Genomic DNA, 16,642 nt, shown 5'->3' with positions numbered 1-16,642 from the left:
AAGGGTTTGGAGGAGCTAGCGCAGCTCGGTCGGACGATGTGGCGGCGGCGAGAGGACGTGCTGGCGTACTTCGACATCGGCGCGTCCAACGGGCCCGTCGAGCCGGTGGGAGCATCTGCGGGGCATCGCCTTGGGCTTCCGAAAACTCGACCACTATATCTTGCGGTCATTGATCCACTCCGGGCAACTGCAGCGCCGGATCAACGCACTGTGAGACTTGGAACTGGCCGGTCTGGGACTGGCTGGCAGAGTAGATGGTGGCCGCACCCGCCCCTTGTGATCGTGACTCATCAACGCACCGGCCCCCATGGGGTGCCTTGTTAGAGAACTGTCCGATCAAACGACTTGGGGTGGCCGGCCGGCACCTACTCGGCCCACTTACGGTGACTTGATCAGAAGGTTGTCCACCCCAGACACCCATCCGGGGCGTGACTCATCACAGTGTTGTTCCGAAGTGACTCCACCCGGACGGGCACCGGCCGGTCTGCGACCGTGACCCACACTCGAAGAGTCGAACGGGAGGAACAGCCGCAATGTCCACTATTGCGCACACATACCGATTTGTCGTCGGTGTCGACACCCACGCCCGCAACCACGTCTACGCCATCACCACCAACGTCGGTGAAAATCATCGACACGAGAATCTTCCCCACCAGCAACTCCGGCATCAACCGTGCCATGAACTGGGTTGCCCGACGTACCGATGACACCCCAGAAATTCTCTGGGTCATCGAAGGAGCAGCCTCCTACGGGGCACTGCTGACCGCCGCGGTCACGACCTGCGGATTCCGGGTCGCCGAAGCACCGCAGCTCGGCCGGCATCTTGCCGCTGGCAAGGGCAAGACCGACACCCTGGATGCCCAGCGCATCGCCGTGGACACCCTGCCGGTCGACGAAGCCCGACTGCGCACACCCCGGACCCATGACGGAATCCGAGCCGCTGTACGTGTGCTTGTCACTGCCCGCGACGCCATGGCCGAGGAGCGCACCCGCGACATCAACGCGCTGACCGTGCTGCTGCGCACCCATGATCTGAGAATCGATGCTCGCCGCAGGTTGACCAACACGCAGATTTACCAGGTGGGTTGCTGGCGGTCACGCAACGAACCGCTGGTGCAGGCCACTGCCCGGGCTGAGGCGATGCGACTGGCCCGACGAGTTACAGCGCTCGACGCTGAGCTCACTGGCAATCTCGTCGAGCTCACTGAGTTGCTGCAGTTCAGTCAAGGGGCCGCACTGCTGGCTCAGCCTGGGTTCGGGCCGGTGGCCACCGCGATTTGCCTGATGGCGTGGTCGCATCACGGTCGGATTCGATTAGAGGCCGCGTTCGCCGCGTTGGCAGGGGTCAATCCCATTCCAGCGTCGTCGGGCAACACAGTGCGCCACCGGCTCAATCGAGGTGGCGACCGTCGGCTCAACCAGGCGCTGCACATGGTGGCGCTGAACCGGATGACCTACGACGCCGAAACCAAGGCCTATGACGCTAAACGGCAGGCCGAGGGACGCACCACCAAAGAGATTCTTCGCAGTGTGAAGCGCTATCTCGCCCGAAGAGTCTATCGGACACTCAGCGCGGCGGACCCTGTACTGATTGCGGCTTGACAGACATAGAAGGGTCTCTAACACACGAAGAGCCCCTTAACGGCGCAGTGACCGGACGACTGCGACCATGAGCCAAGCCCCTCCGAAGCCGGAGACAGCGAGTAGCCACATCACCATGTTGGAGTATCGGTCAATCAACGAGCGGTCCGTAGGATTCCCAGCAAGTGAGACCACACGTGCCGCATAGAAGAAAAAGCCCCATCGGCGTTGCCCCGAAGAAGCCAGTACTTCACTCTAGGAACACAGCCGGCAATCAAGTGACCTACGTCACTGCCGGGAAGGCAGCACCCCTTCATGGGCGAGGCGGTCAGAAACCGTCACGGAAAGGACGAGCATGAATCCCGGCAGGACAAGCGCGGATCACATCGGTCCGCGTACCACGCGCAAAGTTCTTTGGCGGATAATTCCGTTCATAATGATCCTCTATGTCGTGAACATATTCGACCGAATGAATCTAGGATATGTCGCGCTCGACATGCGTACGGATCTTATGATATCCGCAGCCGCCTTCGGTTCCCTGGCCGCGGCGTTCTACATCGGTTACATCTTTTTTGAGGTCCCGAGCAACATCCTCCTCGAAAAATTCGGAGCAAGATCGGTTATATCGAGAATAATGATTACGTGGGGAATAGTTACGTTTCTCATGTTCTTCGTTACCGAATACTGGCAACTCTATACGCTACGGGTCCTCCTCGGGATAATGGAAGCTGGCTTCTTCCCGGGGATCGTATACTACGTCTCTCAATGGGTCCCCGCCAAGCAGCGCGCCTTTGCAACAACGATGTTCTTTGTCGGGAGCCAGTTCGGGACTGCCCTAGTCGGCCCAGTGTCGACGTGGATCATGGACAACATCTCTTGGTTCGGACACGCCGGATGGCGCTGGACGTTCGTCCTAGAGGGAATACCCGCAATCATTCTAGGTATCGTCGCCTGGTTCTACCTGTCCAACCGACCTAAGGACGCCCAGTGGCTCACGCAGGAAGAACAAGAGTGGTTAACATCCAGGATTGCGTCGGAACGAGAGGCCAACAGGACTGAAGATCACGGTATTGCCCAGGCTTTCAAAAGCATCAAAGTGTGGCATCTCGCGGTAACCTACCTTCTTTTTCAGGCGGCGACTCAAGGAATGGGATACTGGGCGCCTAGTGTCCTCCAAGGATTCTCCGACACACTCGGAAACACGACTATCGGGCTTATCCTCTCAGTCCCCCCACTTCTCGCCATTCCCTTCATGATGCTGCTCGGCCGGCACTCTGACCGCACAGGTGAGAGGAAATATCACGCCCTAGCGTCACCTGCGATCGCAGTAGTTGGAATTCTCATTGCCGTACTCGGCAACGAGATCATCATCCAAGTAGCGGGAATCGTAATTTACGCCACGGCATACCCCGCGTTCTATGGAATATTCTGGACAATTCCGACGATGTACCTTTCCGGCGCGCAGGCTGCCGTGGGTATTGCGATCATCAATTCAACATCAAGCGCATCGACCTTTGCCTCCAACACCGTAATCGGGATTTTGAGCGACCGGTTTGGAAATACCGGAGTGCTTGGACTAGTCGGACTCTGTCTTTTCGGCAGTATCGTCATGTTGTCCTTACTAAGGGGTAAGGACTTCTCGATCATTCGCCGCAGCAGTTCAAGTACAAACAGCGAGTCTGATCCTGACGGTTCGCCTCCAGAGCCCGCGGACAGAAATGAACCGAAATGATGCCCCACCAAAGTATACAGAATGGAGTACATTCATGAAGATTACTTCGATTGATGTCATGCAGCTGAAAACCCGAAGCGTCGGAATGTTTTGGGACCCAGTGATTTGTCGAGTCAATACCGACGCCGGAGTGTATGGCTATGGAGAGGCTGCTCTCGCCTACGGTATCGGCTCGTCGGCTGCAGCAGGCGCCCTGAAAGACTTCTCGGGGCTTGTGATCGGCATGCACCCGATTGAGAATGAAGTGATCTGGAACAAATTGCATCGTGAGACGATGTGGGCCCAGAACGGTGGCGCTGCATTTTTCGCCGCCATAAGTGCGATTGACATGGCAGTGTGGGACATCAAGGGAAAGTTCTACGATCAACCCGTCCACGTTCTGCTCGGAGGGAAGCTCCGTTCGAAGCTACGCAGCTACGCAAGCCAGCTGCACTTCGGTTGGGGGTCCTCATTGGAAGAGGCAACAAGCCTCGAAGATTACGACTACGCGTGTCGACGTGCGTTGGACGAGGGATTCGATGCTGTGAAAATTGACTACCTTACTTTCGACTCCTCCCGCCGTAGATTCCGCCCTGAGGAGACCACCCGCCTTCTTCCCCCGTCAATACTCGATCTCGTAGAAAGTCGTCTTGAGCAGACCAGGCGAACCATGGGTTCGGGTGACATCATTATCGAGGCACATTCGAACACCGACGTCGCTTCAGCGATCCAAATCGGAAAGCGCGCCGAGAAGTACGGGATCTTCTTCTACGAGGAACCCACCGACCCCTCACCGCTACTGCACAAGCGAGTTGCTGATGCGGTAAGTATTCCTCTCGCAAGTGGAGAGCGTATATACGGACGTGGGGAGTACGTTCCATATATCGAACAAGGGATCCTCGGTGTAGTACAGCCGGACCTGGGAACATGCGGTGGCATAACCGAAGCCAAGAAGATCGGCGATATGGCCTCGACGTACAACGTCGGAGTACAAGTCCATGCCTGTGGTACTGGAATTTCTACCGCGGCGGCATTACAAGTGGAAGCCGCACTACCAAGTTTTGTGATTCATGAGCACCACGTCATTAATCGGATGAAGTGGAATAAAGAGCTCTGTTGCCACGATTACCAGCCAGTTGATGGGTCCTTCGATATCCCAGACATCCCCGGCATTGGGAATGAGTTGTCGGATTTTGCTTTGAATAATGCTCGTGTTCACACTGTGTCTGAACGGCGCGAACGTCTTTCTTGAAAGGAACTCTGATATGTCCTGCTATGAGCGGACTGACCAATTTTTCGATTCCCCTGTCGATAGGAAAAACACTCAGTCACTGAAGTGGTCCCATGATGATTTCGACTCGACCAACACGCCTTTGCCTTCAGACGTCCTACCAATGTGGGTCGCAGACATGGACTTCCGCTCACCCCGACCGGTCCTGGAGGCGTTACACGAAAGGATCGACCACGGAGTTTTTGGCTATCCCTCTGCTCCCTCGAAGGAGTATTTTGACGCTATATCCAACTGGCAAGGAGAGAGGTTTGGTTGGGATATCCCTCGCGATTGGATTATACCTACCGCGGGCGTCATCACGGCTCTAAAAACTGCGGTCCAGGCGTTCTCATCACCGGGAGACTCCGTCCTCATTCAGCCACCTGTCTACAGTCACTTCCATGATGATATTCTTGTCAATGGACGACATTTGGCCTACGCTCCTTTGGCCCGCAATGGTGATCGCTACGTATTCGACCCGGGAGTTTTCGAAGCAGCTATAACGCCGTCTACCCGGATATTCATTCTCAGCAACCCTCACAACCCCACGGGAAATGTTTGGAGTGAAGAGGAACTTCGTTTGATGGGGGAGATCTGCCTAAAAAATGACGTCCTGGTTATCTCGGATGAGGTTCACCAAGATTTCATCCTTGTCCCGGAAAAGAAACATATCCCTTTCGCTTCGCTCGATCACCGGATTGCTGCACGCAGCATAACTTGTACTGCGCCAAGCAAAACCTTCAATCTCGCGGGACTGCAATGCTCCAACGTCTTCATCCCTGATCGCTTCCTGCGTGAAGAGTTTGCTCGCCAGTACACACGGAACCTGTACCCTAGGGTCAACGCTCTAGGTACCGTGGCCGCAGAGGCAGCGTACAGACACGGAGCGAAGTGGCTCAAGAGTCTTCTCGAATATATTGTAGTAAATCGGTCTTCCTTCGCCGATTCGATCAATGACTCCGACTCGCCCCTCCATGTCTTACCTTCAGATTCTTTGTATTTGGCGTGGATTGACTGTCGCGAGCTTGGCCTTAGTCCCGAAGAACTTCACCACTTCATGCTCCGGGAGGCGGGGCTCTGGCTCGACGCAGGGACCAAGTTCGGCATCGAAGGGGAAGGCTACATGCGGATAAATTTAGGCTGCCCGCGAAGTACGGTCGATGCTGCCGTGTCCCGGCTACTCGATGCGACCTCAGCGTAGGCAATGGCCAGGCTATGGCTTCTCGACATTGCTGTCCGCAGCGTACACCGAGCGATGTTGACGCTTGCGTCAAACGGATGTCTCCACGACTGACTCGACCAACTGTATCCTATCTCAGATAATGCTATCTGCTAATAACCTCGCCTGCTTACGGAGCTCGACGACGAGCCCGGAAATACGCTCTTCGCGGAACCTTTCTACGGGAATAGCCAATGCCAGGGATGTTACGAGTAGCCGACCAGGGTGCAGGACTGGAACTGCGATACCTGCGACGTCCCTATTGAACTCACCCCGGTTGACTGCGAATCCACGGGATCGAATCATCTCAATCTCGTCTTCGAGGTTCTGTAACCCAGAGAGCGTCGTCGCCGTGAGCTTCGGCAAGCCGCGGGGGAAACGTTCATGGAGTTCCTGATTCGACAGGGCTGCGAGTAGTGCTTTTCCCGCAGCACTCGTGTGTGCGGGCACCAGTTGTCCGGTTTCCGGGGCTACACGCACCGGCAACCGACCTTCAGCACTGTCGATAACACGGGCATTCGCACCCTCGAGAATGAAGAGATGGGCAGTCTCTCCTGTAGCCTCCGACAGTTTGCTTAGATACTGATGAGCCCTTCGCCTCACATCGAAGCCGCCGGCTGCCTCGATACCCAGTGCAACCAGGACGCGACCCGTGCGGTACTTCCGTTGCACTCGGTCACGCTCGACATAACCTTCGGCCTCCAGCGTAGTAAGCAACCTATGGACAGTCGACCGAGCGAGTCCGAGAGCTTCAACGATATCAGTGGGTGTGGCTCCATGCCGTTCCTGTAAGAAGTTGATGATGTGCAGAGCGTTCTGGACGGAACGCAAGCCACCTCCGGCATCCCCATCATTGGTTCTCATGATAAAATGCTATCATTCGAAGGGCTCCCCATCTAGTGTCATTTTTCTGGACGCTGTCGAAGGCTCGATTTCTCAACGCTATCCTCAGTATTTCGTCCACGGAAACAGCCGCCGATGCCCCATTCCTACGTCGGGCAATAGTCTCGATCGTCCAATCTGGATCCTGGCTGAGGTGAACACATACTGTTTCCTGGCTCTTCTGGCTTCGGAATGCACTGATAACCTCCCGGACCCTGCCAGAATGGATCGGGGTCCACGATGCAGTTCGACTTGGTCGAAGAACCCTGGGGGATTACCAGGCAGGTGCTCCAGCTTCCCGCTGACTTTCTCCTTCACACCGTTGAACCTGTCGGTGTTGAAGTAGGTTTGTGTCTCGTCGGCGCCCGTTACCTTGATGGTGTCCCCCGTAAGCTCGGGGGCAGGTCACTGGCCTTGGTATGGCTGATTCGCCCTGTTGTTCTACACAATGATCCGGGGGGTGTTGCCGCCGAGGTACCAGGACACACGCTGACGGCTAATAGGGACGCGGCTCACCGGCTTTCGGGTGCGGTGAAGTCTCTCAGTAACGTGGGTGCCCGCACCGAGTGTCCGACCACCACCAGTGATCTTCCACCACAACCACATACCAACCTCCCCACTTCAAGGAGGGGAACCACCATGGAAGACACCACCACCTACGACGTCTACCTCGGACTCGACGTCGGCAAAACCGCCCACCACGGCTGCGCACTGACCACCGATGGCACCACGGTCTACGACAAAGCTCTACCCCAGGACGAAACCAGCCTGCGCACCGTCTTCGACGAGCTCACTGCCCATGGCAGTGTGCTGTTGATCGTGGACCAGCCCAATACCATCGGTGCCCTGCCGATCGCCGTAGCGAGGGCCTGCGACTGCGCGGTTGCCTACCTGCCCGGCCTGGCGATGCGTAAGGCAGCTGATCTGTACCCCGGACAAGCCAAGACTGACCCGCGGGATGCGTTCATCATCGCCAATACCGCCCGTACGATGCCGCATACCCTGCGTGCGGTGGACCGCAATGCTGAGGTATTTTCCGCACTGAAGATGCTGTCCGGACTCGATGACGACATCGCAAGGGACGCCACCCGCACGATCAACCGGCTGCGCAGCATCCTGGTGCAGATCTACCCGTCGTTGGAGCGGGTCTTCGCCGGTGAGATCATCCAGCGAACATTCGTCCTGGACCTGCTGATCCACTACGCCGGGCCCACGAAACTGAAGAAAATGGGCAGGAAGCGGGTGCTAACCTGGGCCCGAAACCACGCCAAGAAAGACCCCGAGGCCCTGGTCGACGCCATCTTCCAAGCCCTGAACGCCCAGACCGTCGCCGTGCCGGGCACCGCGGCCGCGGAAGTGGCGATCCCGATGCTGGCGACCAACATCAAGGCGCTGAAAACCCAGCGTGACAGCATCGCCGGGCAGGTCGAGGAGATGCTTGATGACTTCCCTCTTTCCTGGAGCCAGTTGCAGTCTTGATGTCGATGCCCGGGGTCGGCATCAAGACCGCCGCCAACATCCTGCTGTCTGTCGGCGACTGTTCCGACTTCCCCGACGCCGCCCACCTGGCCGCCTACGCCGGCATCGCCCCGGTGACCAGACGGTCCGGCACATCAATCCGTGGGGAGTTTCCCGCCCGATCCGGCAACAAACGGTTGAAGAATGCCCTGTTCAGATCCGCCTGGATCGCATCGAACTGCCACGACGCTTCCCGGTCGTACTACGCCAAGAAACGGGCCGAGGGTAAGCGTCACAACGCGGCCGTGATGTGTCTGGCACGGCGCAGGTGCAACGTGATGTTCGCGATGCTCACCCGCGGGGAGTTCTTCCGGCAGCTGCCACCCCGGCCGACTGCGGAGGTTGTTGCTGTCTAAATTGTTGAGCTGAATCCCGCCAGCCGCACGTCCGGCGTTCCACCGTAACAACCGGTGGAACGTCTACGCCCGCGTGTTCGACAGCCCTCAATCCTGGCGGATGGCGCGGGTCAGGGAAAAGACGTCCGAGGGGATTGACAATCTAGATAGGGACACCCCCCCCCCCCCGCGCGTCTGGCCTGGTACCGGTGGTTCCCGCCCATCGTTAGGATCGTCAGGTGCAGCGCTTCGATCAGCATGAGCATTCGAGATGTCCCCGTCACAGTGATGCTCCTGCTGGTACGCGGTGATGATATTCTGGCAAAAGTACCACTTCTTCTGTGCCTTCCGATTGTCGATGAATACCCCGCGGCCTGGCCACACCTTTCAGAAATCCACGTTACTGATCAGCTCCTCTCGCACCTCGGCGGTTCCGTGAATGACGTCATTACCCATCACCATGTACAACTCTTGGTCTGGGTGAGCGCGGTCGATCTGGTGCGGGAGGCCCAAGGACTCGCTGGGACGGTCCTTGGGTTTGGCCGCACCGTCGACCTTCCCATTGACGACCTCAAGTCCGTCGAACAACGGTGTTTGATCCGTGATACTTGCGGTCCTGGGCGATTTTCCAGTGCCACTGATGTGCAACGGTCTCACCGGGGCATCGCGGTCCTGCGCCTGGAACTGTGACTTCTCAGCGACGCAGTACACAATCGCGTTGTCCGGCGCGCCGGCTACACGCCGACGACGTCAAAGATCTTGGCGACCAACTCTCGATCGGTGAGGAATGTCTACGTTTCAGCATTCCAGGAGATGTACCCGTAGGCCCGCCAGACGTGCACAACCGTGGCGTCAGCCAGTACGAGATGCGCACTCAGCGGTCGGGACGACCACTGGGGCCCCTCGATACTTGGTCGGTCGGCGCGCCAGGGATGGTATCGACGATGTCGAGGTAACCGACGTGTTCGAGCCGAGCCTGTCATACCCGCTTCGCTGTGGCGTTCGCGCCAATTCCACCCTGAGGCCGTAGTTATACATGCTCAGCGACGTGTGCATTCGCCATCCTGTCGACAACCACCGGGACGGTCTGGATTCGCTGAAACAGGACCGCTGTGATCGCAGTTGAGCGGGTATGGTGCTCCAGGCTATTGCTGCCGCGGTCGGACAAGATGAGAGCTGTTACGGACGCGTTATGCAGAAGAATCCTACTTCATCCTTCGCCGGCAACTGAAGTCCTAGCTTTAGGAATTCCTGTAGCACGAATTCTGAATGATCAAAAGAATAGCTACATCTATAGTATTTATTGAATATTAGTTGCTGGAAATGATCTACATCACTACCATATCCAGGAGGTTCCGCTGACGTGGCACCACAGAAAACGACGCATCGACCATCTGGTAAAAAATGAGGCTCAAGAGGTATAAATGACTGACACCAGCACTCCCCCTGCAGGAAAAAAGAACGTACTTCCCTGGATAATTGTGGCCGCCCTCGCCGTAATTGCCCTCATCGTTTGGTTCGCGGTCGCGGCTGGCTCAGACTCCGGCGAGCCGGGGACCAACGCTGAAGGCTCCCTCCCACGTGAAGCAGACGTAACGGTCACCGAGGGAACAAACATCACCGCAACCGCAGCCCCCGACGGATCCACCATCATGGACCTCCACGGCATGCTCTACCGGGTCCCGGAGGGCGGTGGTGAAGCAGAGAAACTCTCCGACCCGGAACACGAAGTCGCCCGTCCCCACGTAGGGCCCGACGGACGGATCGTCTACCAGTCCTACGACGGTGGTGACTTCGATATCTGGATCGCTGAACCAGACGGCTCAGACCGGGAGAAGATCACCGACGGATACTTCGACTACCGCGAACCGCGCTGGTCACCGGACGGTACACAGATCACGTTCTCCTCCGACCGCGACAAGGGCTCCTACGATATCTGGACAATCGATATTGACAGTGGAGAGTTCACGCAATGGACCAGCGATCCCGGTGATGAGACCCAACCTTCCTGGTCTTCCGACGGTGAAGAGATCGTCTACATCAACGGTAACGAGATCGCGACCGTGAACCCCGACGGCGATACCGAGACTCTCGTCGAAGACCCTGCCCCAGAGGATCCCAGCGAAGAAGAATCCAGTGCCGAGGACGGCATGACCGTCCACGCTCCCGCCATGAGCCCGGACGGCGAACACGTCGCATGGGTTCGGCATGACGAGAACGTCGCGGACCTGATGTTGGACGACGAACCCGTCACTGACGGCGAAGACGTCTTCCCCTTCACCCCGTCCTGGACCGGGGATAATCAGCTCCGTTACACCGCCGACGGAAAACTCCGCGACAGGACCCTCGATGCCGACGACGTGAAGGACATTCCGTTTGAGGCGACCTTCTCCATCCCGGGTGCCGACTACGACAAGAAATCTCACGATTTCGACAACACCGAGTCCCGCCAGGCCACAGTGCTGACACCACAATTGTCCCCCGACGGAAAGTCCATCCTTTTCGTCGCGCTCGGCGATATCTGGCACATGCCTATCGGCGGCGAGCCGGAACAGATTACCGACGACGAGTTCTATGAAGTCGACCCGGTGTTCTCTCCAGACGGCACGGAGATCGCCTATGCCAGTGACAAGGCCGGCACCCAGGACATTTACGTCCGCTCGCTGGAAGGCGACGATGAGACTCGCGTCACCAGTATCGATGGCGCAGAGGTCGCCCCGTCATTCTCACCGGGCGGTTCTCGCCTGGCATTCCAGGACCAGGACGGAGCCACCTACGTTCTGGACCGGGAGGACAACAATGTCCGTGAACTGGTGCCGGAGATCTTCGGCCCCGGACGCCCGACATGGTCCGAGGACGGGAGCACCATCGCGCTGGCCGCCGTCAAGGAGTATTCGGAGCGTTTTCGTGAGGGCACCAGTCAGATCCTCACCGTTGACGTGGAGTCTGGGCAACAGACGTTCCAAGCCCCCGGCGAACAGGACTCATCCATCTCCACCCGCGGTGACGACGGACCCGTCTGGTCCCCTGACGGGACCTCGCTCGCGTTCATCGTCAACTCACAGTTGTTCACCATGGATGTCGATGACAGCGGACGAGCCACGGGTGACCCGGAACCCGTGAACGACGATATCGCCGATGCTCCGTCCTGGAGCGGCGACTCTTCGTCACTCCTCTACCTCTCCGGCGACGAGGTGAAACTGGCCGACGTGGAGTCCGGCGACGCAGAAACCATCGATGTCCCCCTCGACGTCGAGCCTGACATCGCCTCCGGCACACAGACTATTCAGGCTGGCGCCATCTGGGATGGCACAACGGACACGCTCCGGGAAAACGTCGACATCGTCGTCAAAGACAATCGCATCGACACCATCACCGACCGCGACGAACAGGACCCCCAGGGCGACGTCATCGATCTCAAGGATAAGACGGTCATGCCCGGCTGATGGACGCGCACATTCACCAGGGGCTGGAGTCGCGGTTCTTCGGTGACCGGCAGGACCGTATCAACCTCGCGTACGGGGTGACATCGACGCTTTCGCTCGGCGATCAGGCGTACCGGGCGATGGAAAACCGCGACGCAGTCGACGCCGGGAAGCGTGCGGGTCCGAGGTTCTATGCCACCGGCGAACCCGTCGACGGTTCCCGTGTGTACTACAACTTCATGAGACCGACCGACGGCGACGCAGACATCCAGCGTGAACTGGACCGAGCAGAAAACTTGGACTACGACTTCTTCAAGACCTACGTGCGACTGCCCGCTGCAGGGATGGAGAAGGTTATTGAGACCGCCCATGACCGCGGGCTGCCGTCTGCCTCCCACTACATGGCCCCAGGCTTATTCCTGGGACAGGACGGCACTTCACATTTGGCTGCGACCCAGCGACTGGGATACGCCAGGACCCAATCCAAGACCGGCCAGACATATGACGATGTCCCGGAAATCTACGGCGAAGGCAACCGTTCGATGACGACTACGCTCTTCAGCAAGGATTTCATGCTCGCCGACGATCTCACCTCGGATCCGAAGTTCCAGTTGTTCCCTTCCTGGAAACAGGACGAGCTTATGGAAGCATTCGGGGAGAACGACGAGTACCCGTCAGATCCGGACTGCCAGACAGCAGAATGCCGCGAGGCCCAGGCCTTCGACCGCGCCCGAGAAGCCGGCGCCCAGGTCCTTGTCGGCACCGATGCCCCCTTGGACCACGTAGGTCTCGGAATGCATACCAATCTGCGCGAGATGGTGGGGTACGGATGGGAGCCCGTTGACGCCCTCAGGGCAGCGACGGTGAACCCGGCACGCTTCCTCGGGATCGACTCCGACGTCGGGACCCTTGAGCCGGGGAAGGTCGCGGACCTCATCGCAGTGGACGGCAACCCTCTCGAGGACATCGACTCCCTCATGAATGTCGAGATGACCATGGTCGGAGGCAATGTGTACATCCAGGACACCCTGGCTGCCCCATTCAGCGACGGTGCTGATGATATGCCGGGCGCTCCCGGTGAAGCGGACGCTACTCCGGTCCCACCAGCTACGCGGATCGACGAACACGTTGACGCCACCGTCGCCAGTCCCGAGCACCTGGAGGTTAACCCCCACGCGGGGCATGACCACTGATCCACGTCCGAGCCGAGAACAGCAGGACTCGCCCGTAGTAGTCCTCGGAAGGCGCATTCTGCTGTTGCTGTGTCTAGGGACGAGGTCGGTCCCACTCCCCGTCTACACCCGGGGTTGCCAGAGACGACGGGCCTACTCGAGCTATCTCATCGGGGCCCGAACCTCGGATAGTGGACACGGGGTTCGGGCCCGTACTCCACTCCCAGTTCTGCGCCCTGTTCGCCGAGCACGTCCGCCGCCACGACCTTTTTGGGGCCATCCCCCACGAGCCCGGCCGCGCGATGCTGGTCGACTGGGCAGGCGGCACCATCTCCATCACCGACGAATTCACCGGCACGGTCACCCGGGCGATACTGTTCGTCGCGGTACTGCCCCCCTACTCCGGGGCGCTGTCCACCCACGCCTACCCGGACATGAAGATCCCCGCCTGGCTCGGCGCGCACAGCAGAGCATTCGCCTTCTTCGGCGGAACCCCGCAGATCGTGGTGCCGGATAATCCAACCATCGCGACGCTACATCCGACCCGCTGGGACAGCGCCCCGACGGCCAACATTCCACTCCGAGGTGCCGTGAATCTTGTTGGGGACCAGAAGACTACAGTCGCCGTAAGGCCGACCGGCTCGAGCCGGTCGGCCCCACGATCAGTATTGCTGCCAGGCTACAAGGGTCCATTCCAGCCAAAGGGGCCCTAGAAGTGGCGTCCGACGTGGGCTTCCTCGCGGGCGGTCTTCACCATGTGCGGGTAGTGCAGTTCGAAGGCGGGACGCTCCGAACGGATCTTCGGCATCGACGTGAAATTGTGCCGCGGCGGCGGACACGACGTCGCCCACTCCAGCGAATTACCGTAGCCCCACGGATCATCCACGGTGACGACCTCACCGTAACGCCAGGACTTGAACACATTCCACACGAACGGCAACACCGAGATACCCAGAATCAACGCACCAACCGTGGAAACCTGGTTCAGCAGGGTGAACCCGTCGGAATCCAGGTAGTCAGCGTAACGACGGGGCATCCCCATGTTGCCCAACCAGTGCTGCACCAGGAACGTCATGTGAAAACCGATGAAGGTCAACCAGAAGTGGATCTTGCCCAACTTCTCATCCAGCATGCGGCCGGTCATCTTCGGGAACCAGAAGTACACGGCAGCGAACGAGGCGAAAGCAACTGTGCCGTACAAGGTGTAGTGGAAGTGCGCGACCACGAAGTAGGTGTCCGAGAGCTGGAAGTCCAGTGCCGGGGACGCCAACATAATGCCGGTCAGACCACCGAACAGGAAGGTAGCGAAGAAACCGAGCGCAAAGACCATCGGTGTCTCAAAACTGATCCGGCCCTTCCACATCGTGCCCAGCCAGTTGAAGAACTTCATGCCGGTCGGCACAGCAATCAGGAAGGTCATGAAACTGAAGAACGGCAGCAGCACCGCACCGGTGACAAACATGTGGTGCGCCCACACCGCCAACGACAACGCCGCAATCGACAGCATCGCGAACACCAGGCCGACATAGCCGAACACAGGTTTGCGGGAGAACACTGGAAGAATCTCGGAAATTACACCGAAGAACGGCAGGGCCAGCACGTAGACCTCGGGGTGACCGAAGAACCAGAACAGGTGCTGCCACAGGATCGCGCCACCGTTGGCAGCGTCGAAGATGTGGCCGCCAAATAACCGGTCATAGAGCACGCCGAGGGCGGCAGCGGTCAGCAGCGGGAAGATCAACAGTGCGAGCAACGCAGTGGTGAGGATTCCCCAGCAGAAGATCGGCAGCCGGAACATCGTCATACCCGGTGCACGCAGGCACAGCAGGGTGGTGATCATGTTGATCGCCGAGGCGATCGTACCGACACCGGTCATTCCCACCCCGATGATCCACAAATGTGATCCCACGCCGGGAGAATGGATGGCGTCGGCCAGGGGCATGTACATCGTCCAGCCGAAGTCCGCTGCACCGCCGGGGGTCAGGAAACCGGACAACATGATGATCCCGCCGAACGTGGTGATCCAGAAACCGAAAGCATTCAACCGCGGGAAGGCGACGTCGGGCGCACCGATCTGCAGCGGCAGGATGAAGTTCGCGAAACCCCAGACGATCGGCGTGCCAAACAGCAGCAGCATGATCGTACCGTGCATGGTGAACAGCTGGTTGAACTGCTCATTGGACAGGAACTGCAGACCAGGATTGAACAGCTCCGTCCTCATCATCAGCGCCATCAGTCCACCGATGCCGAAGAAGATGAAAGCGGTCACGATGTACATGATGCCGAGTTGCTTGTGATCCGTGGTGGTCAGCATCGTCCATGCGTGACCGCCCTTCTTGGATCTCTCTCCATGGGGCGCCGGTCGGGACTGAACAGCCTGTTCCTCTTCCCGGGGCGCAACGGTAGTCATTTTTCCGTACCTCCTGAAGCTTCCGTGGCGGCCCGGATCAAGGAAACCTCGTGAGCCCGTCACATTTCATCGTCATACTCAGGCTAAGGAAGCGTACGGTGTCCCGGTAGAGCCGAACGGGTTATGTGGGCTATCAGCCAGTTCTATGTCCCGCACGCCGTCACAACATCACCGACGCGAGAGTTTCCGCGAGAGCTTCCAGATACTCCGAGTCCCTGACTTCCGGGTTCCAAACCGCCTCGTAGAACACCTCGACGAACGTACCGTCCTCGCGTGTGATCCTCTGCACGGATCGTCCCGGAGGAACATTGCGCTCCGGCAATACCACGGAGCCCATCCCTGTGACTGCCCACCCAGGAAGAGTACTGCAGTTACTCACCTCCACATCTGCTACTGCCAGAGCACAACCCTCCTCGTCCAGGATCTCCCTCACCGCCCTGGTGATTCCACATCCATGGCGGGACAGGATCAGTTCACGCTGGGAGAGTTGTTTCACCGTTACCGAAGCCCCGTCATTCTCCGATCCGGGGGGAACGTCGCCCGGTGACCCTGACAGCACAAGATAATCAGAATCGATCAGACGGTGTCTGCACTCCGGAAAAGCCCCTAGTGCCGGAACGAGCAGCATGTCGACGTCGTCGCAATGCAGCGCCCGCTCCAGTGGATCAAGCTCCGCCTCCAGCACTGTGAGCCCCCGTCTCGGCCCCGATGCCTCAGGACCATGGACAGTCTCCCGCAGCCGGGCTACGATCGACATGTCAATTTGGGGGGACACCCCGGCCCGCACGACCATGGGTTCGCCCGCTGTGAGAGCTTCCGCGTCCTTCTCTACATGGTCGAGGAGTTCGAGGAACTGAGAGACCCTGGGAAAAACCGTCTCCCCGAACGCTGTCAGCGCCGTACCTTGTGACGACCGGTGGAAGAGGTCCGCGCCGAAATACGTCTCGAGTTTAGCGATGGAGCGGGACAGTGCCCGGGGCGTGAGACCGAGCCGACGTGCGGCAGCGCTGAAAGATCCGGCAGCCACAATGGTATCAACATAGTGCAGCGCCTCGAGCGTCAAACGTCCGGTCATATCTCAGCACGATAATGTGGAAAATAGTCTGGAGAAAGCCCCCT

The 16,642-nt window shown here is 58.7% G+C and carries 10 protein-coding genes and 2 pseudogenes; 9 read left to right on the top strand and 3 right to left on the bottom strand.

Annotation, left to right across the window (positions count from 1 at the left end; all coding sequences use genetic code 11):
• The first annotated feature begins 533 nt into the window (after positions 1-533).
• The 4 genes and pseudogenes from BJF89_RS08255 to BJF89_RS08240 all read left to right on the top strand — a co-directional run bounded on the left by BJF89_RS08255 (position 534) and on the right by BJF89_RS08240 (position 5,763).
• Positions 534-1,602: pseudogene (locus BJF89_RS08255) on the top strand (IS110 family transposase).
• A 334-nt stretch (positions 1,603-1,936) separates the two neighbouring features.
• The gene (locus BJF89_RS08250; RefSeq protein WP_075813939.1) at positions 1,937-3,313 is read left to right on the top strand and encodes an MFS transporter; all 1,377 of its coding nucleotides are present in this window, start codon (positions 1,937-1,939) and stop codon (positions 3,311-3,313) included.
• 34 nt (positions 3,314-3,347) lie between these two features.
• The gene (locus BJF89_RS08245) at positions 3,348-4,544 is read left to right on the top strand and encodes a mandelate racemase/muconate lactonizing enzyme family protein (protein WP_075813937.1); all 1,197 of its coding nucleotides are present in this window, start codon (positions 3,348-3,350) and stop codon (positions 4,542-4,544) included.
• A 13-nt stretch (positions 4,545-4,557) separates the two neighbouring features.
• Positions 4,558-5,763, top strand: coding sequence for a MalY/PatB family protein (locus BJF89_RS08240; RefSeq protein WP_075813935.1), 1,206 nt, complete (start codon positions 4,558-4,560; stop codon positions 5,761-5,763).
• A gap of 114 nt (positions 5,764-5,877) precedes the next feature.
• On the opposite strand, the gene BJF89_RS08235 is transcribed toward BJF89_RS08240, so the two are convergent.
• Complete coding sequence (locus tag BJF89_RS08235) at positions 5,878-6,645, bottom strand: IclR family transcriptional regulator (RefSeq protein ID WP_075813933.1); 768 nt, start codon at positions 6,643-6,645, stop codon at positions 5,878-5,880.
• Positions 6,646-7,302: 657 nt separating this feature from the next.
• On the opposite strand from BJF89_RS08235, the pseudogene BJF89_RS08230 reads away from it, so the two are divergent.
• The 5 genes and pseudogenes from BJF89_RS08230 to BJF89_RS08210 all read left to right on the top strand — a co-directional run bounded on the left by BJF89_RS08230 (position 7,303) and on the right by BJF89_RS08210 (position 13,826).
• A pseudogene (locus tag BJF89_RS08230) lies at positions 7,303-8,537 on the top strand (IS110 family transposase).
• 237 nt (positions 8,538-8,774) lie between these two features.
• Positions 8,775-9,206, top strand: coding sequence for a hypothetical protein (locus tag BJF89_RS18525; protein ID WP_139311944.1), 432 nt, complete (start codon positions 8,775-8,777; stop codon positions 9,204-9,206).
• Positions 9,207-9,940: 734 nt separating this feature from the next.
• The gene (locus BJF89_RS19115) at positions 9,941-11,962 is read left to right on the top strand and encodes a hypothetical protein (RefSeq protein ID WP_222843817.1); all 2,022 of its coding nucleotides are present in this window, start codon (positions 9,941-9,943) and stop codon (positions 11,960-11,962) included.
• On the top strand, positions 11,962-13,134 hold the full coding sequence (locus BJF89_RS19110; protein WP_075813927.1) for an amidohydrolase family protein: 1,173 nt from the start codon (positions 11,962-11,964) through the stop codon (positions 13,132-13,134). The genes BJF89_RS19115 and BJF89_RS19110 overlap by 1 nt, the downstream gene beginning before the upstream one ends.
• Positions 13,135-13,304: 170 nt before the next feature.
• Positions 13,305-13,826, top strand: coding sequence for a hypothetical protein (locus tag BJF89_RS08210; protein WP_075813925.1), 522 nt, complete (start codon positions 13,305-13,307; stop codon positions 13,824-13,826).
• Here BJF89_RS08210 and ctaD read toward each other — a convergent pair.
• Together ctaD and BJF89_RS08200 are read right to left on the bottom strand one after the other, a co-directional pair.
• Positions 13,823-15,523 carry a cytochrome c oxidase subunit I gene (gene ctaD, locus BJF89_RS08205; RefSeq protein ID WP_075813923.1) on the bottom strand — a complete coding sequence of 567 codons (1,701 nt, stop codon included), beginning with the start codon at positions 15,521-15,523 and terminating at the stop codon, positions 13,823-13,825. The two genes, BJF89_RS08210 and ctaD, sit on opposite strands and share 4 nt — an antisense overlap.
• Before the next feature lie 160 nt (positions 15,524-15,683).
• Entirely contained in the window at positions 15,684-16,586 is a 903-nt protein-coding gene (locus BJF89_RS08200) for a LysR family transcriptional regulator (RefSeq protein ID WP_255372546.1), read from the bottom strand.
• Between the last annotated feature and the right edge of the window lie 56 nt (positions 16,587-16,642).

It is taken from the genome of Corynebacterium sp. CNJ-954 (assembly GCF_001942345.1).
In the GTDB taxonomy this organism is placed as follows: Bacteria; Actinomycetota; Actinomycetes; order Mycobacteriales; family Mycobacteriaceae; genus Corynebacterium.
The sequence above is the reverse complement of the archived record's forward strand: the minus strand, read 5'-3'. Positions and strand labels throughout refer to the sequence as shown.